We start from the raw sequence: 24,240 nt of genomic DNA, 5'->3' as shown, positions 1-24,240 counted from the left end.
CATGGAAATAGGTGGCAAAAAATGAAATCGGAACCAAATGAAAAAATCGAAAAGTGTAACTGGACATTTAAATATAGCAGGGGAATCTAGACGAAAATTGTCTCTATGCTTTTATTTATTTTTCTGCTATTTAGTCTTGACGGCACAAGAGACAGGAGAAATCTCATCTAACAGATTCAAATTTTCGGGTACCATCGGTCTCAACTCCAACGGTATTTCACGGGTACCAGCCTTTTCATTAGGGAAACCCGCAATCATGGGTTTCTTTTCACTGCGGAAGAACAGGTTTAGTTTCGATCCCGAGGTTGCCTATTCTACTGAGGGCAACCCATGGTTTATGAATAGTTGTTTTCGGTATCGAATCTTAGCCAAAAAGAACTTTGGTGTAGTGGTGTCGGCAAATTGGAGCATTTCGCATCGTTATACGGAAGTCATTGAGAATGGTCTAACAAAGACCATCGCGAAGGCGGAGCGCTATGTGGTCTTTGAGTTTGTACCAACATATAAGCTTTCAGAAAAATTCAGTCTAGGATCGGCCGTTTTCGTAGGCCGCGGCTTTGATAAAGGTTCGTTGAAACAGATGCACTTTATATCATTGGTCGGGAACATTACCAAACTACGTCTATCAGAAAAATTGTATTGCAGCTTTTTCCCGCAAGTTTTCTATTTGAATTTGGATGGTGATACGGATAGCCTTTTTGTTTCCGGTGTCGCGGGTATTGGGCATAAAAAGTTTCCATTGTTTTTATCCACACAAATGAACCAACCTATGGTCACCTCTATTTCGCCCAATCCCGGATTTTCGTGGAACGTTGGAATGACCTATACTTTTTGAACCGAATGAAATTAATACTTTAAAGTAATATGCTGTAAATCAGAAATATAACTTCCCTCGTCATACAATTATTAATTAATTCTACTAAAATGAAAAAATTACTACTAACGGTACTCTTTTCTGCAATCATCAATTTAGGACAAGGGCAGGAAACAAAAGGAAAGGTTATTGTCGATCATCTGTATTCCGCCAACTTGGAAAACCCCGGTGGGGAAAACCCAACCCGAAGAGTGACGGTTTATCTTCCTCCGGGATATGACAAAAGCGAAAAAAGATACCCAGTAATCTATTATCTACATGGGTTTACATGGAATGATAGTCTGGCAATTGCAGTAGATAAATTTGATGAATTATTAGATAAGGCTATTGCGACCAGAAAAATAGAGCCTGTAATTATAGTTATGCCCGATCAATATACTTTATATCGAGGTAGCTGGTACACCAATTCAACACTCACTGGCAAATGGGCCGATTTTACGGGAAAGGATCTTGTGGCATTTATTGATAAAAAATTTCGAACGATACCCAACAGTGAAAGCAGGGGTATTGCAGGCCATTCAATGGGTGGCCAAGGAGCGATAAGGATGGGGATGCTTTTCCCGAAGGTTTTTTCAAGCGTTTATGCCCTTTCCCCTGGAACTTTGGGCATATTAAAAGAATTTGGGATTAAGGGAGCCGCCTATAAACGTATTCATGAAATTCAAACAAGGGAAGAATTGGTTACAGGTTATGGCGAATTTCGTCCGAATGTAGTGGTAGCCGTGGGACGCGCCTATACCCCGAACCCGGACAAACCACCCTTTTACGCAGATTTACCTTTCACTTATGAAGGAGATAGCTTAATTATCAACGAAGATGTACTGGAAATATGGCAAAAAAAATCAATCATTGGAATGGTAGATAATTATGTGGACCAACTAAAAAGTCTAAAGGCATTAAAATTAGATTGGGGTAGAAACGAAGAACACCCCCACGTGCCAATAACTTGCAGAATATTTAGTCAAAAGTTGGAAAATTTGGGTGTTAACCATTATGCCGAAGAATACATAGGCGACCATGGCAACAAACTGTGGACCGATGATGGGCGGGCCTTGAATGATATGTTGCCTTTTTTTGATACCTATTTGAAGTTTGAGTAATTATCGGATAAGAAAGTAATATAATAACCTATAGATTATTTAAAAAACAATGCCTGTGATAGAGGTAAAATTACGTGCGCTTGAACCCTCCGACAAAATCCAGATGGCCCTACTCGCCAACAATAAAAAAATTTGGGACAATGTTCGGGACGGTTTTGGCCACCCCTATACCGAAAAAAATGCGGAAGAATTCATTCAACGCCAAGCCAAAAATGATACGGAAAAGGTTTTCGCCATAGATTGTAATGGTAAATTCTGTGGGCTAATTGGTTTGATTTTCCAAAAAGACGTCTATCGAAAATCGGCTGAAATCGGTTATTGGATCGGTGAGCCTTCTTGGGGTAAAGACATTGCGACAAAGGCGCTTGAATTAATTGTCTCGTATGCTTTTGACGAATTGAAACTGATTCGAATTTACGCAGGTGTTTTTGAATACAATATAGGCTCGATGCGAGTTTTGGAGAAGAACGGTTTTGAAAAAGAGGGTGTTTCGCGCAAAGCAATTTTCAAGAACGATGCATTTTGGGATGAGCATAGATATGCCAAGCTAAAAGAATAATTGAACTTATGGCTCAAATAGTTCACTACGTAGCAATTTCAATCGACGGCTTTATTGCGGGACCCAATGATGACACTAGTGGTTTCAAGGCTACTGGTGATGGGGTATCTCAATATTTAGAAGATTTGAAAGATTTCAAAACAGTGATCATGGGTCGTCGAACTTATGAATTCGGTTATACATATGGTCTTGAGCCTGGTCAACCTGCTTATTCGCACATGCAGCATTTTATCTTTTCCAAAACATTGAAATTCGAAAATTAAAGCGACCAGTTGACCCTTTGTGACTTGAATCTCAATATCATTAAAGAATTGAAGAAAACTTCGGAAACCGATATCTACTTATGCGGTGGCGGTCAATTTACCGGTTGGCTTTTGGAAAATGAACTTATCGATAAGTTGAAAATAAAGTTGAATCCCCTGATTTTAGGTAATGGTATTCGCCTTTTTGGTACTTCACAAAAAGCATATCGATTGAACCGGACCGAAAGTAAGACCTATAATGATGGTTTGACCACCATAACATACGAAGTTCTATATTAAAGGGCTACCCTTTCAACTCCAATTTCTCGGCGAAATAGTCACAGAAGTCTTTCATGGTGGCTGTCATCTTTTCATCTTGTGTTGCCTTCATAAATGTATCTGACAAAGAAACCAAGGTCTGGTGAAAGAAAGTCTTCATTTCATCAACGGGCATATCTTTGGTCCATAAATCAATTTTAAGCGATTCTTGGTTCTTGCTATCCCAAACCGAAAGCAACATCGCCTTGGCCTCTTCATTGTCGACTCCCCCATCTTGTGCAGACCAATTTAGAGTTTCCGGTACACGATTTTCATCTAGTCCTACCTTTAGGGTAATTTCCGATGTATGTAGTTTTGACATTTTATTTTGCAGGTTTATAATTCGATTTCTTAAAAATTTCTTCCGAGGGCAAATTCAGCATTTGTTGAAGCGATATATCATTTTTATTCATAAAGGCTTTAACCACTTCCCAACCTATAAATCGGCCCAAGCGACCAGGTGATTCGTTATCGAGTTCAAGACCGAATTTCGAAAATGGCGCGGGTTCCAAAAACCGACGCGATAGCTTCATATCGGTACTGTACAAATATTCTTGTTCAATAAAGTTACGCCATATAGGTTCTTCATTGGCTTTGGCCCATTCAAGTTCATCTTCCGAATAATTAATTTTCAGATGGTCTGCCGAATTGGGCATAAGCTTATCCTTTACATAAAGCTCTTTTCCATAATAAATAATACGAGCTAAAAAAGACCGGTTCTCTGCTCTTGGCACCACTTGTTTAACAAAAGCACTCGCCACATCACTGACCAAGTATTTTTTATCGAACCCTGCTTTGATGTACTGCTGAATATCTCTATAAAACTTATGTTCAGCTCCCAGGTAATTATCTAGACCGAGCAATAGCAAACTATCGGTCAAAATAATGCGATTTTCATATTGAACATCAGAAGTCAAGGTGACGACTTCCGGTACTTGATACTCTGGAAAATAGTATTTCACATGCCTGAACAAATCTTCAAGATTATTTTGTACATCATCGAAGTTGGCAAATACACCATGAACCTCTTCTAAAAGTTCGACCTGCAACGTATCTTGCAATTTTGCCACCCACACACTATCGGTGTACTGTGCAGGAAATAGATAGGGGTATGATTCTTTAAGTACGGGAATATCTAAAGGAGATGCCTCGGCAAATTCACGGTCAAACCGCAAAACCCTCAAATCGACATCTATCTTTTGAATTTCCTCTTCTACCTTATCGGTCTCATTACAACCATAAACCAACGTGATAATCAGTAATATCGCAAAAATAGACCTTGGTAATGAAAGTATTCTCTGATACATTTTAATATTTAGTCGGTACACATTAATTTTAACGGGTAAAGTTAATCGATCTTCACTAAAGAACATCTTATGCAGACAGAAAAGGTAACCGACCATATCATCGATTGGTTAAAAGATTATGCGACCAATGCCAATATTAAAGGATTTGTAATCGGAATATCAGGGGGGATAGATTCCGCGGTCACCTCTACTTTATGTGCAAGAACCGGCTTAGACCTGTTGTGTTTAGAAATGCCTATACATCAGGCCGAGAATCAGGTTGGCCGCGCATCAAGACATATCGACTGGCTAATTGCCAATTTCGAAAATGTGAAACGGCAGTCTGTAAACCTAACTCCTGTATTCGATAGCCTAGTTGCATCATTGCCTACCGTTGAAAATGAAGAGGAGCGTTTTATGTCTTTAGCGAACACCAGGGCACGCCTACGTATGACCACCCTTTACTACTTTGCCGCCTTACAAGGCTACCTTGTTGCAGGAACCGGAAATAAAGTCGAAGATTTCGGTGTAGGTTTTTACACCAAATATGGTGATGGAGGTGTTGATCTGAGCCCAATAGCTGATTTGCTAAAAACCGAAGTCTATGAAATCGCCAAGCACTTAGGCGTAAATGAAGAAATAATAAAAGCAGCACCTACCGATGGATTATGGGGAGATGATAGAACGGATGAAGACCAAATAGGTGCATCTTACCCTGAATTGGAGTGGGCCATGGCCATGAAGGACAAAGGAAAAAGTGAAAGCGATTTTTCTGGCCGAGAAAAAGAAGTATTTCGTATCTTTATACGTTTTAATACGGCCAATAGGCATAAAATGCTTCCTATACCTGTATGTGAAATACCTGATAAGTTAAAATAGCAATTTGACCTAAATAGGTGTAAACTAAACGAATATATTCAGGAAAACGGCCGTTTTTGTGAAAAAAATATGACATTTGCCCAAGTAATTAGATTATTAAACCTTACATTGCGTGTCAGTATTTATTCACGCCCGAACCGAAAGTTTATTATCTAGAATAAAAACTATCAAAATGATTAAAGTATTAATTGCGGACAATCACCCCATTGTTAGAATGGGTGTTACCAATGTTCTGGAAGAGGCATCAGGGTTTGAAGTAGTAGACACGGCTTCAACAACTTCGGAACTTTTCGAAAAACTTGAAAAAGTTACTCCCGATGTAATTATGTTAGAAATGGATATTCCTGAAATTAACGGAATTGCCACTCTAAGAAAATTGAAGAAAGAAAATCCAGATGTAAAAGTACTCATGTACAGTGGGCAATCAGAAGATGTTTATGCCTTAAGCACCATTAGAGCTGGAGCTTTCGGTTACCTTTCAAAAGCTTCTGACATTGACTACATTATTTCGGCGGTAAGAAAAGTAAGTGAAGGAAACATGTTCATTACCAATGAACTTGCCCAAAGATTGGCTTTCGATGAAGGCACTCAAAAACCAAGAAGATTCTTCAGAAAACTATCTACCCGTGAGGTAGAGGTTTTGAAACTTTTGGCAAGCGGTAAGCGTAACAAAGATGTTGCCATTGGTTTGAACCTTAATGAAAAAACGGTGAGCACCTACAAAGCACGTTTAATGAAAAAATTAAACGTTGACAATATGGTCGACCTTTTGCAACAAGCTAAAGCTTTAGAGCTTTACTAAGCAAAAAACTAGCATACTAAAAAACCCGAACACTTGTTCGGGTTTTTTGTTTTAAGATAATACCCTATTCAGTTTTTTATTCAAAAGTTTGTTTAGATGAAGATAGTTCATAATCTCTTCTAAAGTCTCTCGATTATCTTCGACACTTTCTTTTGTGTTACTCTGTAAAGCCAACATTCGTTTTTTAATCAAGAAACACCGTAAGGTCAAAATTGTCTCACTTGCCAGTTGTGCTACGCCTATTTTTTTGCCTTTCGGGTAAATATCTTTACGCTCCCAATTGTGCAAAGTATATTTTTCTTCCTCCATCATAATAGAAGAAACCTCAGCTACCATGGTTTGATCAAGACCAGATAAAAATGAACTTAGCTTAAAATCTTCAGTCTGGTTCAAGGCCTCGATCAATTTGTAGTAAATAGACCTAAAATGCTCGTTCGCAAGTTCTATTTCGTCATCTTGCAAGTCAAGAAAAATTTTCTCATATACTTTGGACTTTATCGACTCAGGCTCTAAAATCAAATCACCCTCTTCACTTTCTTTAAGTACCAAATCTTCAAAATTTTCGGTATTGTTACCGTACAATAAGAGAATCTCTATAATTTTTCGCTCAAGCTCGTATTGAACATCGACCTTTTCAACTGTAGCATCATTCTTTACGACATCGAATGCCTTTTCTTCCCGGGCTGGTTTTTTCGATGCCTCGTTCTGGTTTTTTTTCCCAATCTGCGCCAAGGTACTGAACAGTACCGATTCAGAAACATTCATGATTCCCGCGCACTCCTGAATATAAATTTCTTGTTTGATACCGTCAGGGATCTTCGCAATACTATTGACGATATCACGAACGGTTTCCGCCCTTTTAATTGGGTCGTTCGCTGCTTCTTTGGCCAAAAGGTTCGCCTTGAACTGAATAAAGTCCTTGGCATGGTCTGCCAAGTAGCGATTTACCTCTTCAAGCTCATTGCTCTTTGCGAAACTATCTGGGTCTTCTCCTTCAGGAAAGGTGCAGACTTTAACGTTCATGCCCTGCTCCAAAATCAAATCGATACCCCTAAGAGAAGCTCTTAATCCTGCTGCATCACCATCGAAAAGTACGGTGATGTTCTTGGTCAAACGATTGATTAATCGAATCTGTTCAGAAGTTAATGCCGTACCACTAGAAGAAACTACATTTTCAATACCTCTTTGATGCAATTGAATGACATCGGTATACCCTTCAACTAAAAAGCAATTATCTTCTTTGGCAATGGCCTGTTTTGCGTAATAAATACCATAAAGTACTTTGCTCTTATGATAAATATCACTCTCAGGTGAATTTTGATATTTTGCAGCCTTTTTGTCGTTGGTCAATATTCTACCCCCGAAACCAAGCACCCTACCACTCATAGAGTGTATCGGAAACATTACCCGGCCTTTAAACCTATCGAATTTTCGAGGGTCACCAGGGTTTTGAGAATTTTCTTTGACTATGGTCAGGCCTGTTTTTTCTAAATAGTTCAGTCGGTACCCCTGATCCAGAGCGGCCTTTGTAAAACCATCCCACTGATCCAAACAATACCCTAGGCCGAATTTTTTAATAGTATCGGGTGTGAAGCCCCGTTCTTTAAAATACGTAAGGCCTATCGCTTTGCCCAGTTCCGTTTCCCAAAGCATTTCAGCAAAGTGCTTTTGGGCGAATTCGGAAACCAAGTACATGCTCTCGCGCTCATCAGCTTCTTGCTTCTGCTCATCGGTACGTTCAGTTTCCTCTATCTCGATATTGTACTTTTTAGCCAAATATCTAATGGCCTCAGGGTAGGTGAAATGTTCATGTTCCATCAAGAACGCAACTACATTGCCTCCTTTTCCGCTACTAAAATCTTTCCAAATCTGCTTGACCGGCGAGACCATAAAACTTGGTGTGCGTTCATCGGTAAAGGGACTCAGACCTTTAAAATTCGAACCCGATTTTTTTAATTGTACGAAATCACCGATTACCTCCTCCAAACGGGCGGTTTCGAAAACTTGGTCTATGCTAGATTTTGATATCAATGTAATTGGTAAAAAAGAAAATAGTGCCTAAAGATAGGCACTATTTACATTCTAAGATTGATTTTGGCTTATTCGGCGCTAACCTTCCATATAACTCCGCTATCATCATCGTTTACCAATAATGAACCATCTGTAGCTACAGCAACACATACAGGGCGGCCATAAACTTCACCAGCCTCTTCATCGGCGATAAAGCCGGTTAAGAAATCTTGTGGAGGTTGTGGTTTTCCATTTTCAAAAGGAACAAACAAAACCTTATACCCAGAAAAAACTGCACGGTTCCATGAACCATGTTGCCCTACAAACGCCCCGTTCTTATATTTCGCGGGAAACTGGTCTGCACCATAGAACACCAAGCCTAAAGATGCGGTGTGATTACCTACCGGCACATCAGGTACAATTGCTTTATCTACCATCTCTTGGTGTGGATCATCTTTCCATCTCGGGTCTTTAATGTCGCCATAATAACTATAAGGCCAACCGTACCAGCCCCCTTTTTGCACGCTGGTTATATAATCAGGCACCAAATCGTTTCCTATTTTATCACGTTCGTTCACGGCTGTCCAAAGTTCTCCTGTAATCGGATTCCAGTCCATACCTACAGGATTACGCAATCCGTCAGCATAGACAATCTCACCGCTACCATCAGGATTCACTTCTAAGATGTTAGCTCTACGCTCCTCTTTTTCCATACCTTGGTCACCTACATTACTGGCAGACCCTACAGAAATGTAAATTTTCGTACCCTCTTTATTGGTGATAATATTTCGTGTCCAATGATTATTGTATCCGCTAGCAGAAAGTTCAACAATTTTCTCTCCTTCGCCCTCGAGCTTAATTTGTCCTTCCTTATAAGGATAACGGTAGAGACCATCAGTATTGGCCACATAAAAATATCCGTTTAAAACCAACATCCCAAAGTTTTGGTTAAGGCCATCAGCAAAAATGTGACGTTCATCGACCTCTCCGTCGCTGTTCGTATCACGCAGCAATGTAATCTGGTCTGCGCTGTTCTTTGTATCAGACTCGGCCACGAATATGTCATCGTTAGGTGCAATATACGTCCACCTAGGATGCTTGAGCTCATCGGCAAATTTAGTAACTGTAAAACCTTGAGGAGCAATTGGTTTTTTGTCACCTTCCCAACCAATTACCTTACTCTGTTTGGTTACAGACTCAGACGAAAACGGAGCTGCCAACTCTAAGGGACCAATTGCCGTTTCTACAGTAACCGGACCACTTTCAGCCAGATTTTCCTTTGTCTCTTCCGAGACCTTTTTTTCTTCTTTACAGGCCATAAAGACCGTAAAGCTTAATATAAATAACCCTATTTTTTTCATTGTTCTTGTTTTAAAACAAGGTAAGGTTTAAACCCATACACCTCAAGTGAAGACAGCCGTTTAAGATTAATTTAACAAGACGGCTTGATGTTATCTACCCTGTTTTCAGGGATGTTATTTTCACTAGTATTAGGGTAATGTAGCAGACCTTATCACACCATCTTTGTACGTAAGAAAACAAAATAATATTAACCACAACCGACCTTTAGGGTCACAAATTTTAAAATTATGATTTGGGGAATTTCACTTATACTTTTAAGTATTATCGCAGTACCTTCTTTATTACTATCAAAAAAACCAAATGCCCAGGAGCTTCTTGAAAAAATAGAACCTTATCAAGGATGGATAGGTATCGTTTTTTGTTTCTGGGGGCTTTGGGGAATTATTACCGCCATTTTGAACCTTAATTGGTTAAGCTCAGCGCCGATTTGGTGGGCAACCTTGTTAACAGGCAACCTAGTTTCAGTCAGCCTTGGCTTTTTATTGGGTTCAAGTTTGATCAACAAAATGATATTATCCAATAACGCACACGCCCAAGCCAAGGCTGCCGAACTACGTGAAAAAATTGCCCCAAAACAAGGTAAATTAGGTCTAGTGGGCATCTTTATTGGCATTTGGATGATTACTGCATCCTTTCTATTTCTTTAATATAAGATTATACATCCGCTACCGTTAACCTATTAGTAAATTAATATAGGCCGAAGGGTCTTTCAAAAACTACATTTATGAAAAAGCTTTTTCTATCAATTGCATTAACAATCATTTCATTGGGCACTATACAGGCACAAACAGATACCCACAGCATTACTGTAAATGGTACCTTCGAGTACAACATGGGTCCCGAATATATTAGTAAAATGGTGGTAAGTCTTAATAATGTGTATTATGACGCGCAAACCATTAGTTTATCGGAAGTAAAAAGCGGGTACTACGATAAGTTGGAAAAGGCCGGAATTTCTTCGAGTACTTTAAAAGAAGACATATTTGCCTATAATCTTTTGGGTTACGAAAAAGAAGGAACCATTGTTGAATTCAGGACAAAATCTATGGAAGAAATGAAAAAGTTTTTGAGTGTCAAAAGCATTGGGGTATCGAGGTCAGAATCGAGCTTGGAGTTTGAACTCGATCAGGAACAAGCTGCCACTTATGCCGAAAAGGCCTTTGAAAATGCAAAGAAAAAAGCAAATGCCATTGCAACCAAGGTGGGTAGAAAAGTGGGTAAGGCCATGGTAATCAGTGATACCAATCATTCTAAAATTCAAGAGTCACTATACTATGGTAATATTAAAACCAATAGAGATTACTACATTTCAGTAACTTTCGAGTTGCAATAAAATAAAACGCATTAACTTGTTGTCTATCCCGGTTTGAAAAATCAAATCGGGATTTTTCATTTACCAACTACTTCAAGAGGTTTTTGTAGGCTTTACGAAAGGCTGATGGTGTAACCCCTACCCTACGAACGAATACTTTGGAGAAATAAGAATTATCATCAAAACCTAAGTCAGTGGCAATGGCAGACAGGGTGGCATTGCTATGTACCAATTGTCGTTTCGCCTCCAATAAAAGTCGCTCATTTATTAAGTTCGATGGTGTTTTTCCCAGGGTAGCGGCCGTAATTCGGTTTAAATGTTTAGGGGTAATGTGAAGTTGATCGGCGTAGAAGGAAACCGACTTCTGTTGTTTAAAATTTTCCTGTATGGTTTCGTTCAACTTTTGTAAAGTGGCCAAATATGTATTGGATTCTATTAATTGATAGTCAGCCCTACTGGTGTACAACCTACTTAAATCTACATACAATAAATGTATGAGACTCCTCATTTTTTGCTCCTTTAAACTTCTATTCTCCAAATACTCTTCATAAATATTCTTGAATGAGCTTTCCACATAAACCATTTCCTCCTTTTGTAGATGCAAGTGTGGCGGATTCCCATTCCAACTAAAAAATGGGAATTGCTCTATTTTAATGTGCGTAAAGCCCAGTTCAAAAAATTCTTTGGTATGAAAAAATATCAAGCCCTCTGGCTGTTCGCTAAACTTCCATAAGTGAGTTTGTCCGGGTTTAAGAAAAAATACGCTTCCAGGATAAATTGGAAAACTATTAAAATCAATTTCATGTACTCCCGTGCCTTTTCTAAAAAAGACACACAGATAAAAATCATGCTTGTGGGCGGTATATACCAATTCTTTATTTCTTCGCAAATGAACCGCCAAGTCATTGACATATACTTCCGTAAGGTTTACGGCTTTTTCAAATTGCTCAATATGGAGAACAGGAATCATAGCAACTTTATAAAATGTCTCAAAGTTACCATTATAAGCGAATTTTTAGCCCTTATCTGGAAATTATATGTCTTAATTTTGCAATATAATATCGATAAAAATTATTGGCGTAGCCAGACAGTAAAAAACATAAGATGGCATTTTTAAAAGGCACCAAACTCTATAGCATCTTTACAGGCACCTGCCCCGCATGCCAAAATGAAAGCATGTTTTTAAAGAAAAACCCCTACAAACTTAAAAGCACACTTAAAATGAAAGAACGATGTGGTGTCTGCAACACCAAATACAAAATCGAGCCTTCCTTCTTTTATGGCGCCATGTATGTCAGTTACCCGGTAGGTTTAACTTTTGCCACTGCAGCATTTATTCTATGTTATCTTGTTTTTGGCCTAGATTTGATAAGCACCTACTGTGTTATAGTGGTAGTCATGCTCTTTGCTCTACCCATTATTCTTCGCATCTCTAGAAATATTTGGATCAATATTTTTATGCCTTATAACAAGGGGCATCTGCACTAGGGGTGACTATAAACTTACCATTGGAATAAAGGAAAAGCACTTTTTCACAAGTGCTTTGATCATCACTGGTTATTTGATTAATTTTATCCTACATCAATAATTATGCTTTTATATGATTCTATTTTTTGGAACCAGACCGGGCAAAACTGAAACTAAACAGCTGCCTCATGTTTCATGCCCTTATTGTGAACAGACAGGCACATTGATTATTTCACGAACCAGCAATTGGTTCCATATATTTTGGATTCGCATTTTTAAAGTATCATCTAAAAAAATAGCTGAGTGTTCTCATTGCAAAAGGACCTATTTTGAAAATGAGTTTACCGAGGAAATGGAGAAAGGTTTAATCCAAATCGAATCGTAGACCTAACGAAACATTCCTTTGGTCAACGGCAGCATCTTTAAAAATCGGATTTAAATCGTACTTGGCGTACAACTGAACCGAATCAAAACCGATATAAGCGCTAAGTCCGTAGATAAAATTACTGGTATTATAGCTGCGCTTTAATTTTTCTTTGACGGTCTCACCATCTACATCGTACTTGATTTTCTGACGGGTACTTAAATTCACCCCGGCATACCCCCCGAAACCGATTCGGAATTGATTGTGAATGTCATAACGGATTTTCTCATCTGAACTTGAAAATTTTGAGGGGCCAAATTCAAAATTTATGGGTAAAACAAGATTATCCATTCTCAACTTCGACTTTTTAAGGTCGGTATCGAAAACTTGCAATTGAACTTGCCCATCTTCCATAACAAAGTACTGGTTATCTATGGGTTTTAATCCGTTAAATTGAATTGATGCTCCATAGTGAAAACGTAGGGCGTTTGAGTTTTTGAATACTCTTGTTCTCCACATCCATCCCAATTCAAAAAAACGACTACCTCCTATTTTGTATGGCGAATCATCTAACGACTGCCCGTCAATTACAGCATTGTTCAGACCAATAGCAACTACAGGATCGCTATACGTTCGCTTATCATAAACTATTTTTTTCTGATTTCCGGAATTATACTTAACCCCAAATAGCACATCTCCACCTTCGTCTTTACCACCAATCGCTATTTCAACATTACTAACTTCTAAATTCAAATCTGTAGTTCCGTTTCTCTTTAATAGTTCTATAGAATTGTCGATTATAGCCAACTTATTTTCAATGTTTTTTGCTCTCTTCTCTGCGACCTTCTTTTTCAGAGAATCCGCTTCCTCAAGACTTAACTCCTCATTATTCAATCGATTATTGATCGACTCTACTTCTTTTTTAAGGGCCTCTCGCTCATTCACGGTTATCACCTCTTTCTTACCTTCAAGTTGTTGGATCTTAAAAGCTAGGGCCTCGTCTTCTTGGGCAACTAGCTGTTGGCACAAAAAAGTGAGCATAAGTAACAGTAAGTAAGTAAAAATAATTTTCATGATTTTTGATTTGATTAGTGATTGATGAACAAACTCCGCCCTGCCCCATAGTGAACGAGGTCGAAAACTTTATGATATTAATTTATTGATTTCTTGTGGCCACTGCTGTTTTCACCCTGAGAAAACGATCTTTAAGGGTCTCGAAAATCTGATCTCTAAACGATTGATTCAATTCATCTTCGACACCTGCCAACAGAGCCATTGCATCTACTTTACCGTCACTATGGTGAATTGTGGTTTGTAGAACAATTTCACGTTGCGCTTCTTGCAACAAAGAATCTATTTCAGCATCTGAAACAGTAGTGTCGCCTTTTTCTAGAAGTTCAACCTGGGCTATGACCTCTTCGATTTTAGTATCTATGAGCACTTCAGAGGTGTCTATGGCGAGTAAAATCTCTTTTGAATCGTCTTTCACATGATCTTCGACCATCACATGCCCAGCATTTGGTGGAGAAGTATATTCAGAGTTCACACTCACAATTTGCTCTTGTTCATGGTTACGGCTCTTCGCCACCTCATCCATTTCAAGATTTTTGACCACGATTTCACTTTCTTGGGTCGTTACTGAATTATCAAGTTGAGTTTCCATTTTCTCCGTATCAACCACCTTTACTGGCTCTTTCGCCCCTTGTCTGTCTTTAAAATAGCTAATCGAGACCAGTAGAAAACCAATTAAACTGGCAGCCACGGTATATTTAAAATAGGGCTTTCGAACAGGCTTCGGACTGATTTCAAGTTGTTTTTGAATTCGTTCCCAAGCATCGGTAGACGGTTGCAACTTTCGCTGATCCAGCCTATTCTTTATATACTCATCAAATTTATCTGGTTGCATGACCTATACTATTTTGTTCTTTTAATTTTTCTTGAAGCCATTTACGGGCCTTGAACAGTTGTGATTTAGAGGTACTTTGTGATATACCAAGTTCTTGTGCTATTTCGTGGTGTTTGTAGCCTTCTACCGCATAGAGCACGAACACTGTACGGTAACCGTCGGGCAGCGCATCGATTAAATGCTGTATATACTCGGCATCAAATTGATTTTCATTTTGGGTCTTAAAATCTAATTTTTCAAAAGCGCAATCATCAAAAACTACAAATTGATTTTTGCGTAGATGTGAAATGCATTCCCTCACCATAATTTTGCGTATCCACCCCTCAAAACTGCCTTCTCCCCTAAAACTTTTCAAACTCTTAAATACCTTGACAAAACCGGAAACCATAACATCTTCGGCAAAATGTATATCTTTCACATAACGTCTGCATACACTTAGCATCACCGGCGAATATTTATCATAAAGCCGTTGTTGAGCTTCACGCTTTCCAGAAATCGATTTGCGTATCAGCTGTTTCTCGTTATTGTATAAAGAAATAATTTTCAATGGTTCAGGTGATGGTCTCTATAAAGATAGACGCAGCTCAATTGAAAAAGGTTGCCTAGGCAATAAAATTATACGTGAAAAGACGATTTTACTTTTTTCGGTCGACTACATAATTGACCATTAGCTCAAGAGAACTTCGATATTCAGACTCAGGATAGGCCATTAAAAGAGCAAGCGCCCTCTCTTTAAACTCTAGCATTTTTTCAACTGCATATTCGAGACCGCCACAATCTTTCACAAAAGCTATCACTTCTTTGACACGCTTTTTATCTTTATTATGATTCTTAACGGAATTGATAAGCCATCGCTTTTCTGCCTTTGAGCAATTGTTCAAGGTATAAATGAGCGGCAGGGTCATTTTTTGTTCTTTAATATCAATACCTGTTGGTTTGCCGATTTTTGCTTCCCCATAATCGAAAAGATCATCTTTAATCTGGAAAGCCATACCGCAGAGTTCACCAAATTCGCGAAAATTCTCTACATCTGAAGATTCCGGTTTTACCGAACAAGCACCTAGACTACAGCAAGCTGCAATAAGCGTAGCCGTTTTTTGGCGAATAATATCATAGTACACTTCTTCGGTAATATCAAGGCGTCTTGCCTTTTCGATTTGTAAAAGCTCCCCTTCACTCATTTCTCGCACTGCTACGGAAATAATTTTAAGAAGGTCAAAATCTTCATTGTCGATTGACAACAATAGGCCTTTAGATAAAAGATAATCGCCAACTAAAACTGCAATCTTATTTTTCCACAGTGCATTGATTGAAAAGAACCCCCTACGTTTACCACTTTCATCAACCACATCATCATGCACTAAGGTAGCCGTGTGAATCAATTCGATTACTGCAGCACCTCGATAGGTTCTGTCATTCACCTCCCCATCACTAAGCAATTTCGCCGTTAAAAAAACGAACATGGGCCTCATTTGCTTGCCCTTTCTGTTTACGATGTAATAGGTAATTCTATTTAATAGCGCCACTTTTGAAGACATGGCCTCTCGAAACTTTGTTTCAAAAAGTTCCATTTCTTGACTTACCGGTTCTTTTATTTGCGCTACAATTTTCAAGCAGTTCGGTTTATTCTCACGATTTAAAAGTGAAAGGGTAAATTTAGGAAAAATTGCTTCAGTATACCGCTATATCCGCAGAATGGAAAATCAAATTGACCATACAAACTGGTCTTAAAAACACAAGTAAACTTAAATTACTGTTTGTTAGCCAATTGCCCACAAGCGGCATCAATATCTTTACCCCGTGAACGTCTAACAGTTACCGTAATACCGTTTCTTTCCAACGTATTCACATACATATCGATGGCCGAATTCGATGCTTGTTGAAACTCGCCATCATCAATAGGGTTGTATTCGATGAGGTTTACTTTTGAAGGTGCAAACCTGCAAAAATCGACCAAGGCATCCACATCTTTTTGGGTGTCGTTAATGCCCCTCCAAACTACATATTCGTAGGTAATTCTACTTCTGGTCTTAGCATACCAATACTCCAAAGCTTCCCGCAAATCGGCCAAGGTAAAGGTCGCATTGAAAGGCATTATTCGAGTACGTATTTCATCTATGGCCGAATGAAGCGATACCGCCAATTTAAACCTGACCCCATCGTCTGCCATTTTCTTGATCATCTTGGGTACACCCGAAGTAGACACGGTAATACGCTTAGGAGACATGGCCAGGCCTTCTGTAGAGGTAATCTTATCGATAGCCTTGAGCACATTGTTATAATTCATCAAGGGTTCACCCATCCCCATAAAAACTATGTTGCTTAGCGGCCGGTCGAAATATAACCTACTTTCATTATCTATAGCCACAACCTGATCATATATCTCATCAGGATTCAAGTTGCGCATACGTTTTAACCTAGCTGTAGCACAAAAACGACAATCTAGGCTGCAACCCACTTGGCTTGAAACACATGCCGTGGTTCTCGAACTTGTGGGTATCAAAACCGACTCTACTACCAAATTGTCATGCAAACGAACGGCATTTTTTATGGTACCATCGTTACTTCGTTGCATCTGATCCACCTTAATGTGATTGATCACGAAATTGGCCTCCAACATATCTCGCGTAGCTTTCGAAAGGTTGGTCATACCCTCGAACGAATGCGCAGATTTCTGCCAAAGCCACTCGTATACTTGGTTGCCTCGGAAGGCCTTATCTCCCTGAGAAACAAAGAAATCTCTCAGCTGCTCTTTGGTCAGTGCCCGTATGTCTTTCTTCTTTGCCTCCACAGTTTGAAAAGTAAAAAAAATCCCTTCTCTATTTTCAATTAATGATAAAGAAGGGATTTTTAGTAGTTACCGCTTCAATTCCGATTTTTTCGAAATAGCGGAATAATATATTAGATGATCAACATCGCATCACCGTACGAATAGAACTTATACTGCTCTAAAATTGCTTCTTTGTACGATTTTTTCATTAAATCATGCCCCATAAAAGCAGAAACCATCATTAACAAGGTAGATTTCGGCAAATGGAAATTAGTAATCATACAATTCGCAATACTAAAATCGTATGGAGGGAAAATGAACTTGTTCGTCCAACCATCAAAAGTATTGAGTGTATGCTCCGAAGATACGGCACTCTCAAGACCTCTCATTACTGTTGTACCAACAGCACAAACCCTTCGCTTTTCTTTTTTGGCCTGATTTACGGTCTCGATGGCCTTCTCATCGATAACCAGCTCTTCGCTGTCCATTTTATGTTTAGACAAATCTTCGACCTCTACCGGGTTGAAAGTACCTAAACCTACGTGTAGGGTTACCTCGGCAAAGTCTACACCTTTAATCTCTAAACGTTTCAACAAGTGCTTCGAAAAGTGAAGGCCTGCAGTCGGCGCAGCAACGGCACCTTCGTACTTGGCATAAATGGTTTGGTACCGCTCTTCATCTTCTGGCTCTACATCTCTTTTGATATACTTCGGAAGCGGAGTTTGACCCAAATCTCTTAGTTTTCTTCTAAAATCAAGGTAAGAACCGTCATATAAAAAACGAAGTGTTCTACCTCGTGAAGTAGTATTATCGATAACCTCTGCTACCAAGGTCTCATCATCACCGAAATACAATTTATTACCGATTCTGATTTTACGTGCAGGGTCGACCAACACATCCCAAAGACGTTGTTCTTCGTTCAATTCCCTTAACAAAAACACCTCGATACGAGCGCCTGTTTTTTCCTTGTTTCCATACAAACGTGCCGGAAAAACCTTGGTATTGTTCAATACCATAACATCGCCTTCATCAAAATAATTGATCAAGTCTTTGAACATTTTATGCTCAATTTTTCCCGTTTCTCGGTGAATGACCATAAGTTTTGACTCGTCTCTGTTCTCTGCAGGGTACTCGGCCAACAAATTGTCAGGAAGCTCAAAATTGAAGTGTGATAATTTCATATTGGGTTATTAGTTTTTCTATCTAAAAGCGTTTATCAAAAAACAGCTCCAAAATATAGGAGACAGATTTACGTAATACGCCTAAGTTAAAAGTTTTGCGGCTGCAAATATACGATGTGCAGATAGGCGTTGTCAAGTAAATCGATGATTATATTACTTGGAGATATTTAGCAGCTCGATTATATGCTGAGTTACTCTAAAATAAAGTGTTAAAATAGGTGAAAGATTAACGAATCTCTTGAATTTTAAACTGTAGAAGTTTTAAATCGTTCCAGTAATCGGGGTAGGACTTTGAAACAACCTCGGCATCATTAATAAGAAGCTCTGTCTTAAGGGCCAAAGGTGCAAAAGCCATGGCCATACGGTGATCGTTATAAGTATCTATAGCTATTCCACTTTTTATATTGCCGGAAGGCTGCAAGGTCAAGTCTTTATCGGTTACCGAAATAGGAGCCCCAAGTTTAGAAAGTTCGACATATAGTGCCTCTAAGCGGTCGGTTTCCTTAATTTTAAGGGTATGCAAACCGGTTAAATGACAGCCTATACCTAATCCAAAACAAGTAACTGAAATAGTTTGGGCAATATCAGGTGCATCGGCCAGGTCAACATTAAGACTTTTCATTTCAGGCTGCCCTGTTTTTTTCAAGAGGATAGAATTCTCTTCAAAAACAGTTTCTACGCCCAACTTTTCGTAAATTTTAGCCAATACACTATCGCCCTGTAAACTGTTTTGTTTATACGAAGATAATTTAATGGTCGACCCAATATCAGATAAGGCGGCTATACTATAAAAATAGGAAGCTGAACTCCAGTCAGACTCTACAACCAAGGTAGCATCATCGACCGATTTCTTGGGAGCGACGATAATCGTATTGCCAGAGAAAGAATTTTCTATGCCTAGCTGCGACAACAATGCCAATGTCATTTTTATATATGGCACTGAAGTAATTTTACCGACCAACTCCAATTCGAGTCCGTTTTCTAGGCTCGGCGCCATAAGCAATAATGACGAAATATACTGACTGCTAATATTTGCCGGCAGACTTACTTTACTTTCAGAAAGTTTTTTACCATTTATCTTGATCGGCGGGTAGCCCTCATTTTTTTCATAAGTGATATCTGCCCCTAAACTGCGTAAAGCTTCTACCAATACTTTTACCGGTCTCTCGGTCATTCTCTGAGAACCCGTGAGAACAACCTCTTTATGCTCTTGAGAAGCGAAATACCCCGTTAAGAAACGCATGGCGGTACCGGCATGGTGAATATCGACCACACCATTAGAAATATTAAGACCCTTTTGCATTACCTCAGCATCATCTGAATTGCTGATGTTTTCTATTTTCACATTCGGGTATAGGGCCTGTAACAGTAATGACCGATTGGTTTCACTTTTAGATCCGGTAATCTGAATTTTCGATTGCAATAATAAATTGGCAGGGGCTGATAAATGTAACTTCAAGAGTAATCAGAGGTTTATGGCCTCATTTTAAATTTTCTGAAAAAGCGACGATTAAAAATAAGAACGCTTCTCGACTATCTAAAAACAACGGCCTGAATTAAGCGGCAAATATACTACTATTTGAGCTTTTCATTGTTATGATGACGGTCATGATCGCGGCGAGTCTTCAACTCCAATTTTTTATCAAAAGCATCTTGTAAATCGACCCCGGTCTGATTGGCCAAACAAAGAGTAACGAATAGCACGTCTGCCAATTCCTCGCCCAAGTCTTTTTGCTTATCAGACTCCTTTTCACTCTGTTCACCGTACCTACGGGCAATAATACGTGCAACCTCACCGACCTCTTCTGTCAGTTGGGCCATGTTAGTAAGTTCGTTGAAATATCGAACCCCGTGATTGTTGATCCAATTATCTACTTCCTGCTGCGCTTTCTTTATACTCATCCGTCGATTTGGTCAGAACAACTTGTTCCGAACCTTTTATTATCATCTGATTATAATACTCCTTTAACTCTAAATAATTCAGTGCTGATATTACCGCACTATTTATTTCAAAGGTAACGGATAATTGAATTTTATTACCAACATTTTTTATAACGTACTTGTAAGTACCTAAATCGTTAGGCAGATTCATGTGCAGATTCGCGGGAAGTGATTCAACTGCGTAACCTTCCGGAATTGTAATAGTAATCATATATCGATCCCTGAACGGGAAACCATAATCTATAGGATATTCACGCTTATCCGTTTTAAACGGATTTTCTTCTATTCTTAAAAAGGAAAGGGGATTTACATATAGTTTATCACCAATAATATCAGCCCCATTTTCAGTTTCGTAAGCAAATGTTTCAGTCAGGTGTCCATCAAAAGTGTCCGTATTTTTTGCATCATATTCCGAAATCTCAATACCTGAATATATACTCTCGAGTTCGTTCAAGAACTCATCAAGGTCATAACCTTTAAACTTCTCACGAAATTGGTAGGCGCTGTGGTTGGTCAATCTCGATTTGTAACTACCTTCAGCGAAACCATCTTCATTTATTTGGCAATTGACCGAATAAATATTTTCCGCTTTTTTCGGCGCAATATGTGAAATATGCTTCCAAACCTTATTGTGGTTATCGACCAATAGACCGCCCCAATTGTAATCACGGATCGGTAATAGATTTATATCACTGAATTCTTCGGTGGCATCCATATAAAAATCCCTGCCATCAATGGAAGCATGGGCAATTACATAATTCAACCTATCGAGGGTCGGAAACATGGGAATGGCATTCTCTTTCGTACTCAGTATGACAGGGTTTGCTTTGACCCCTGCATATCTTAACATAGCCACCAACAGCAGATTTATATCAGCAGCATTTCCCTTCTTCTCTTTGAGGGTTTTTTTCAGACCGTTCTGAAACGAACTACCATCAAGCCCGTTCCATTCGGTATTGTCTTTCACATATTTAAAAAGCAAGTTTGTAATTTCTAGGTAATCGGTTTTACCCACTAACATGCTTTCCAGTTCATTCTTAAAAGAGCGGGTCTTGTCGAGCTCATTTTTATAATCGCTTGAGCTACCTATCGTTTTAGCTACATCGGCCCAACTTTGCGCATAACTTTTATAGGGTACGCCAGGTATATCGATAGAGACCAGCTCAAACATGGCACCAGCTCTATAGTTGTCGATATTGTCAACATGGCTCTCGGCCTTAAGCGCCGGAATGTTACTTAAGTCAAAGCTCGTTATAACTACATCTCTACCTAATCTATGGTCACGCTTTTTACTGATTTTGGCATTTAGTCGAAAGAACCCTTTTTGCGTTTGCTTGAAGTTAAAACCTTCAGGGGTTCTTAATTCGGCCTTCAGGTGTTTTATAGGTATATCTCGCTGAAAACGGAACTCATCTATATTCCAAATAAACGGAGAGCTAATACTATATTTAAATTCAACTACAGAACCTTCTTTGACATTCGGCATCGTAAACTTCACTTGATCATAGTTATAACTATATTCATTTTCAAAAATTTGATCCTTGTCAAGTTCCGAGGCAACTATTTTATCATTTTCTAGTGTATAGGTAAAGGCCTTCAGTTTTCTTACCTCTTCTCTATCTGACCCTCTATTGTATAAATTGATACTTTCGGTAGTATGTGAAAAGCCCTTCTTCGAGTAAATTTTAATACGTTCATGAACTTCGGTAATCATTCTGGTAATACCGCTTGCTGATTGCAAATAGGTATTTTGACCTCGGTATAGTACTAAGGCTTCAGCCTCAGGGTCAAGTGCATATTCTTTTTCAAGCAATTCTTCTTTGCTTATTTTACCGAATTCAATTTCTTGGGCTTGAACGGTCGTCAATAGAAATAGACCGACCATGCACATCAGTTCTTTCGAAGTTTTCATAGAATAGGTTTTATCACAATTTTAGAGTTGTCGTATTTTGAAACGTTCTTCATAAAATCTCGGAACCCCGAATAATCGGTATTGGCGTAGGTTCCAGATTTGACCAACAATTTTCTTTTAAGAATTATTTTGCCGTCTATCTCTTCAATCAACAAGTTGTATGAGCCATATTTATTATCAATGTTTATCGCCTCAGGTATTGCTTCTATACCAAAACCAATGGGAATGCTTATCGTAAACTTATCTTCATCTAAAAAACCTCGCTGAATTTCAAAGGGAAGCTTACGGTTTCTATAACGCGCCGGAATATATTGTTGCTTATTGAAAACATTGGCAGCAAAGAGTAATCTATCTCCGCTTTTAGAGGCATAATTCGCTGCACTTAGAGATAGTTGCTCTGTAAAACGCACCTCGTTTCGATTATTTTCAAACTGGTAAGAGCCTACATTCAAGTTGTTGATATTATTCCAATGTTTCTTATAATGCTTTTCAATTTTTTCTTCGGATTGATCAGCCAAAGTAAATCTATCATCATACTGAATACCCTTTGTGCTTATTTCTAGCTCTCCTTGAATACTGCCATCTTCGAAAAGGGTATACAAACCTTCGGTGAGTTGAAAGTTCTGTTCATTGAGATAAGAGGAAGTAGTAACTATTTCCCCTCCATCGGGCTTAATTACAAATACTTTTCTGTTATCGGTAAAATCGCCGATAAAACCAAAAGGATGTACCTGAGAAGTACAATCTATCCAATAGTATTGATTATTGTATGGTATGGCAAGTATTGCATGATTGCCCTGAGCTAAATCAGGAAAGTCTTGATCAAAGTTCACCTGATCTCTACCCGCTTCTACATGCACATAGTAGGCCTCTACCCCTACGGCCTTCAACAGGGCTTTGGTATAATTGGAAAGCCCCTTGCAATCACCATATTTTACCCTATCTACGTCAATGGCACTTATGGGCTGTATACCCCCAATACCCACTTGAACACTGATATATCTTGTGTTCTCCTGAACGTATTTATACACAATTTTTGCCTTATCCAGATTATCATCAATTCCACTGGTCAAGGCTTTTACTTTAGATATTGTTGCTGCCGGAAGTTCGTCTCTGCCTCTGAGTAGGTTTTCAGACATCCAAATTCCCAAATCGGACCAATTATTAATAGAAGCGTCATAACCTTCATAGTGAAAGTTGACCGGTCTTATTTTAATGTGCGGTGCCAACTTTTCAAAAGAAGGGCACAGGCTTTCTTCTTTGAACGCCCTTACCTTCCCCACACTGTATTGAATACTTTGGGTAGTTTTATTTTTCAATACCTCAATTCCCTCTAAATTTTTCTCTTTTAAAACAGGTTCTAAATCGGGGCTGGCAAAGTTGATAACCAAATTGCTTTGCTCGGTACTCACCATAAAATCTTTTAAAAAAAGCCAAGTGGCAGGAATTTCACCAGTGTTCTTGGTAGACACCTCGTAATTGAGCTCAAGGGTATAGGGATATTGAATTGGAGTATACCGGTAATATTTTACTCTAGAATCTGAATAAAGGGTGTTACCATCAACAGCACTAAAGTCTTGAAAATCTTTCTCTTTAATCTTTTCTATTCTGTTACCAAATGAGTCGTATACCGTAGCACTAATACTCTTAATTTTACGACTATTATCGTAACCCACATAAGCCATTGCGTATTGGTCACCCAATTCGTTCAACACAGTAATGACTTTCTTGCGTCTTAATACCAAGTCTTTTTTTGAAAGTATACTTATGATCATCTCATCTTGCCTAAATATTGCATTCGCATTTTCGACAAGTTCAGAATCCAACAAATCAAACTGATAATCAGAGTCTTGAGAAAAGCCTAGAAGACTTAAGAAATAAAAAGGAAGTAAGAAGAAGTAGCGCATTAGTGAGTCGGTTGGTAATTAATCACCCAACAAATCACCTATTTTTCT

Annotated in this window: 26 protein-coding genes; 11 read left to right on the top strand and 15 right to left on the bottom strand. The window is 38.8% G+C overall.

Going from position 1 to position 24,240, the window contains the following annotated elements; genetic code table 11:
- Window positions 1–37 precede the first annotated feature (37 nt).
- The 5 genes from IV512_RS17500 to IV512_RS17480 all read left to right on the top strand — a co-directional run bounded on the left by IV512_RS17500 (window position 38) and on the right by IV512_RS17480 (window position 3,075).
- Window positions 38–835: a hypothetical protein gene (locus IV512_RS17500; RefSeq protein ID WP_209405728.1), complete on the top strand. Its 798-nt coding sequence runs from the start codon at window positions 38–40 to the stop codon at window positions 833–835.
- Window positions 836–924: 89 nt separating this feature from the next.
- Window positions 925–1,974 carry an alpha/beta hydrolase family protein gene (locus IV512_RS17495; protein ID WP_209405726.1) on the top strand — a complete coding sequence of 350 codons (1,050 nt, stop codon included), beginning with the start codon at window positions 925–927 and terminating at the stop codon, window positions 1,972–1,974.
- Between the two features lie 55 nt (window positions 1,975–2,029).
- Window positions 2,030–2,533, top strand: a complete 504-nt coding sequence (locus IV512_RS17490) for a GNAT family N-acetyltransferase (protein ID WP_371743315.1) — start codon at window positions 2,030–2,032, stop codon at window positions 2,531–2,533.
- 8 nt (window positions 2,534–2,541) lie between these two features.
- Window positions 2,542–2,796, top strand: coding sequence for a dihydrofolate reductase family protein (locus IV512_RS17485; protein WP_209405722.1), 255 nt, complete (start codon window positions 2,542–2,544; stop codon window positions 2,794–2,796).
- A gap of 48 nt (window positions 2,797–2,844) precedes the next feature.
- On the top strand, window positions 2,845–3,075 hold the full coding sequence (locus IV512_RS17480) for a dihydrofolate reductase family protein (RefSeq protein ID WP_209405720.1): 231 nt from the start codon (window positions 2,845–2,847) through the stop codon (window positions 3,073–3,075).
- Window positions 3,076–3,079: 4 nt separating this feature from the next.
- Here the strand turns inward: IV512_RS17480 and gldC are convergent, their stop codons facing one another.
- A complete protein-coding gene (gene gldC / locus IV512_RS17475; protein ID WP_209405718.1) occupies window positions 3,080–3,415 on the bottom strand; it encodes a gliding motility protein GldC in 336 nt (111 codons plus the stop codon).
- A gap of 1 nt (window position 3,416) precedes the next feature.
- On the bottom strand, window positions 3,417–4,400 hold the full coding sequence (gene gldB / locus IV512_RS17470; protein ID WP_209405716.1) for a gliding motility lipoprotein GldB: 984 nt from the start codon (window positions 4,398–4,400) through the stop codon (window positions 3,417–3,419).
- A gap of 69 nt (window positions 4,401–4,469) precedes the next feature.
- Between gldB and nadE the strand changes: the two genes are divergently transcribed.
- Together nadE and IV512_RS17460 are read left to right on the top strand one after the other, a co-directional pair.
- Window positions 4,470–5,258 carry an NAD(+) synthase gene (gene nadE, locus IV512_RS17465; RefSeq protein ID WP_209405714.1) on the top strand — a complete coding sequence of 263 codons (789 nt, stop codon included), beginning with the start codon at window positions 4,470–4,472 and terminating at the stop codon, window positions 5,256–5,258.
- Window positions 5,259–5,430: 172 nt separating this feature from the next.
- Complete coding sequence (locus tag IV512_RS17460) at window positions 5,431–6,060, top strand: response regulator transcription factor (protein WP_100872343.1); 630 nt, start codon at window positions 5,431–5,433, stop codon at window positions 6,058–6,060.
- A gap of 51 nt (window positions 6,061–6,111) precedes the next feature.
- Here the strand turns inward: IV512_RS17460 and dnaG are convergent, their stop codons facing one another.
- Both dnaG and IV512_RS17450 read right to left on the bottom strand, forming a co-directional pair.
- Entirely contained in the window at window positions 6,112–8,091 is a 1,980-nt protein-coding gene (dnaG, locus tag IV512_RS17455; RefSeq protein ID WP_209405712.1) for a DNA primase, read from the bottom strand.
- Between the two features lie 68 nt (window positions 8,092–8,159).
- The gene (locus IV512_RS17450; protein ID WP_209405710.1) at window positions 8,160–9,431 is read right to left on the bottom strand and encodes a sorbosone dehydrogenase family protein; all 1,272 of its coding nucleotides are present in this window, start codon (window positions 9,429–9,431) and stop codon (window positions 8,160–8,162) included.
- Window positions 9,432–9,659: 228 nt separating this feature from the next.
- Between IV512_RS17450 and IV512_RS17445 the strand changes: the two genes are divergently transcribed.
- Entirely contained in the window at window positions 9,660–10,079 is a 420-nt protein-coding gene (locus tag IV512_RS17445) for a hypothetical protein (protein WP_209405709.1), read from the top strand.
- A gap of 77 nt (window positions 10,080–10,156) precedes the next feature.
- Window positions 10,157–10,765, top strand: a complete 609-nt coding sequence (locus IV512_RS17440) for an SIMPL domain-containing protein (RefSeq protein ID WP_209405707.1) — start codon at window positions 10,157–10,159, stop codon at window positions 10,763–10,765.
- A gap of 67 nt (window positions 10,766–10,832) precedes the next feature.
- Here IV512_RS17440 and IV512_RS17435 read toward each other — a convergent pair whose 3' ends face one another.
- Window positions 10,833–11,714, bottom strand: a complete 882-nt coding sequence (locus tag IV512_RS17435) for an AraC family transcriptional regulator (RefSeq protein ID WP_209405705.1) — start codon at window positions 11,712–11,714, stop codon at window positions 10,833–10,835.
- Between the two features lie 134 nt (window positions 11,715–11,848).
- On the opposite strand from IV512_RS17435, the gene IV512_RS17430 reads away from it, so the two are divergent.
- Entirely contained in the window at window positions 11,849–12,232 is a 384-nt protein-coding gene (locus IV512_RS17430) for a DUF983 domain-containing protein (RefSeq protein ID WP_209405703.1), read from the top strand.
- Window positions 12,233–12,344: 112 nt separating this feature from the next.
- Window positions 12,345–12,596, top strand: a complete 252-nt coding sequence (locus IV512_RS17425) for a zinc-ribbon domain-containing protein (RefSeq protein WP_209405701.1) — start codon at window positions 12,345–12,347, stop codon at window positions 12,594–12,596.
- Here the strand turns inward: IV512_RS17425 and IV512_RS17420 are convergent.
- The 10 genes from IV512_RS17420 to IV512_RS17375 all read right to left on the bottom strand — a co-directional run bounded on the left by IV512_RS17420 (window position 12,576) and on the right by IV512_RS17375 (window position 24,192).
- Window positions 12,576–13,649 (bottom strand): hypothetical protein, encoded by a 1,074-nt coding sequence (locus tag IV512_RS17420; RefSeq protein WP_209405699.1) that lies wholly within the window; start codon window positions 13,647–13,649, stop codon window positions 12,576–12,578. The two genes, IV512_RS17425 and IV512_RS17420, sit on opposite strands and share 21 nt — an antisense overlap.
- 82 nt (window positions 13,650–13,731) lie before the next feature.
- Window positions 13,732–14,481: a hypothetical protein gene (locus IV512_RS17415; protein ID WP_209405697.1), complete on the bottom strand. Its 750-nt coding sequence runs from the start codon at window positions 14,479–14,481 to the stop codon at window positions 13,732–13,734.
- Entirely contained in the window at window positions 14,468–15,028 is a 561-nt protein-coding gene (locus IV512_RS17410; protein ID WP_209405695.1) for an RNA polymerase sigma factor, read from the bottom strand. The genes IV512_RS17415 and IV512_RS17410 overlap by 14 nt, the downstream gene beginning before the upstream one ends.
- A gap of 88 nt (window positions 15,029–15,116) precedes the next feature.
- Window positions 15,117–16,094: a polyprenyl synthetase family protein gene (locus IV512_RS17405; protein WP_209405693.1), complete on the bottom strand. Its 978-nt coding sequence runs from the start codon at window positions 16,092–16,094 to the stop codon at window positions 15,117–15,119.
- 137 nt (window positions 16,095–16,231) lie between these two features.
- The gene (gene rlmN, locus IV512_RS17400) at window positions 16,232–17,272 is read right to left on the bottom strand and encodes a 23S rRNA (adenine(2503)-C(2))-methyltransferase RlmN (RefSeq protein WP_209405691.1); all 1,041 of its coding nucleotides are present in this window, start codon (window positions 17,270–17,272) and stop codon (window positions 16,232–16,234) included.
- A 110-nt stretch (window positions 17,273–17,382) separates the two neighbouring features.
- Complete coding sequence (gene queA, locus IV512_RS17395) at window positions 17,383–18,432, bottom strand: tRNA preQ1(34) S-adenosylmethionine ribosyltransferase-isomerase QueA (protein ID WP_209405689.1); 1,050 nt, start codon at window positions 18,430–18,432, stop codon at window positions 17,383–17,385.
- A gap of 226 nt (window positions 18,433–18,658) precedes the next feature.
- On the bottom strand, window positions 18,659–19,891 hold the full coding sequence (gene aroA / locus IV512_RS17390) for a 3-phosphoshikimate 1-carboxyvinyltransferase (protein ID WP_209405687.1): 1,233 nt from the start codon (window positions 19,889–19,891) through the stop codon (window positions 18,659–18,661).
- Between the two features lie 116 nt (window positions 19,892–20,007).
- On the bottom strand, window positions 20,008–20,334 hold the full coding sequence (locus IV512_RS17385) for a nucleotide pyrophosphohydrolase (protein WP_209405685.1): 327 nt from the start codon (window positions 20,332–20,334) through the stop codon (window positions 20,008–20,010).
- A complete protein-coding gene (locus IV512_RS17380) occupies window positions 20,300–22,285 on the bottom strand; it encodes a DUF3857 domain-containing protein (protein ID WP_209405683.1) in 1,986 nt (661 codons plus the stop codon). The genes IV512_RS17385 and IV512_RS17380 overlap by 35 nt, the downstream gene beginning before the upstream one ends.
- Window positions 22,282–24,192, bottom strand: a complete 1,911-nt coding sequence (locus IV512_RS17375) for a DUF3857 domain-containing protein (RefSeq protein WP_209405681.1) — start codon at window positions 24,190–24,192, stop codon at window positions 22,282–22,284. Before IV512_RS17375 ends, IV512_RS17380 begins: the two co-directional genes overlap by 4 nt.
- Window positions 24,193–24,240: the final 48 nt, after the last annotated feature.

Source organism: Pseudozobellia sp. WGM2 (assembly GCF_017810075.1).
In the GTDB taxonomy this organism is placed as follows: Bacteria; Bacteroidota; Bacteroidia; order Flavobacteriales; family Flavobacteriaceae; genus JADNYK01.
The sequence above is the reverse complement of the archived record's forward strand: the minus strand, read 5'-3'. Positions and strand labels throughout refer to the sequence as shown.

Bases quoted from the DNA above. Each gene is read 5' to 3' on its own strand.
- IV512_RS17500 (WP_209405728.1), top strand. From the start codon at position 38: ATGAAAAAATCGAAAAGTGTAACTGGACATTTAAATATAGCAGGGGAA.
- IV512_RS17495 (WP_209405726.1), top strand. From the start codon at position 925: ATGAAAAAATTACTACTAACGGTACTCTTTTCTGCAATCATCAATTTA.
- IV512_RS17485 (WP_209405722.1), top strand. From the start codon at position 2,542: ATGGCTCAAATAGTTCACTACGTAGCAATTTCAATCGACGGCTTTATT.
- gldC (WP_209405718.1), bottom strand. From the start codon at position 3,415: ATGTCAAAACTACATACATCGGAAATTACCCTAAAGGTAGGACTAGAT.
- gldB (WP_209405716.1), bottom strand. From the start codon at position 4,400: ATGTATCAGAGAATACTTTCATTACCAAGGTCTATTTTTGCGATATTA.
- nadE (WP_209405714.1), top strand. From the start codon at position 4,470: ATGCAGACAGAAAAGGTAACCGACCATATCATCGATTGGTTAAAAGAT.
- IV512_RS17460 (WP_100872343.1), top strand. From the start codon at position 5,431: ATGATTAAAGTATTAATTGCGGACAATCACCCCATTGTTAGAATGGGT.
- IV512_RS17450 (WP_209405710.1), bottom strand. From the start codon at position 9,431: ATGAAAAAAATAGGGTTATTTATATTAAGCTTTACGGTCTTTATGGCC.
- IV512_RS17445 (WP_209405709.1), top strand. From the start codon at position 9,660: ATGATTTGGGGAATTTCACTTATACTTTTAAGTATTATCGCAGTACCT.
- IV512_RS17440 (WP_209405707.1), top strand. From the start codon at position 10,157: ATGAAAAAGCTTTTTCTATCAATTGCATTAACAATCATTTCATTGGGC.
- IV512_RS17435 (WP_209405705.1), bottom strand. From the start codon at position 11,714: ATGATTCCTGTTCTCCATATTGAGCAATTTGAAAAAGCCGTAAACCTT.
- IV512_RS17430 (WP_209405703.1), top strand. From the start codon at position 11,849: ATGGCATTTTTAAAAGGCACCAAACTCTATAGCATCTTTACAGGCACC.
- IV512_RS17425 (WP_209405701.1), top strand. From the start codon at position 12,345: ATGATTCTATTTTTTGGAACCAGACCGGGCAAAACTGAAACTAAACAG.
- IV512_RS17420 (WP_209405699.1), bottom strand. From the start codon at position 13,649: ATGAAAATTATTTTTACTTACTTACTGTTACTTATGCTCACTTTTTTG.
- IV512_RS17415 (WP_209405697.1), bottom strand. From the start codon at position 14,481: ATGCAACCAGATAAATTTGATGAGTATATAAAGAATAGGCTGGATCAG.
- queA (WP_209405689.1), bottom strand. From the start codon at position 18,432: ATGAAATTATCACACTTCAATTTTGAGCTTCCTGACAATTTGTTGGCC.
- IV512_RS17385 (WP_209405685.1), bottom strand. From the start codon at position 20,334: ATGAGTATAAAGAAAGCGCAGCAGGAAGTAGATAATTGGATCAACAAT.
- IV512_RS17380 (WP_209405683.1), bottom strand. From the start codon at position 22,285: ATGAAAACTTCGAAAGAACTGATGTGCATGGTCGGTCTATTTCTATTG.
- IV512_RS17375 (WP_209405681.1), bottom strand. From the start codon at position 24,192: ATGCGCTACTTCTTCTTACTTCCTTTTTATTTCTTAAGTCTTCTAGGC.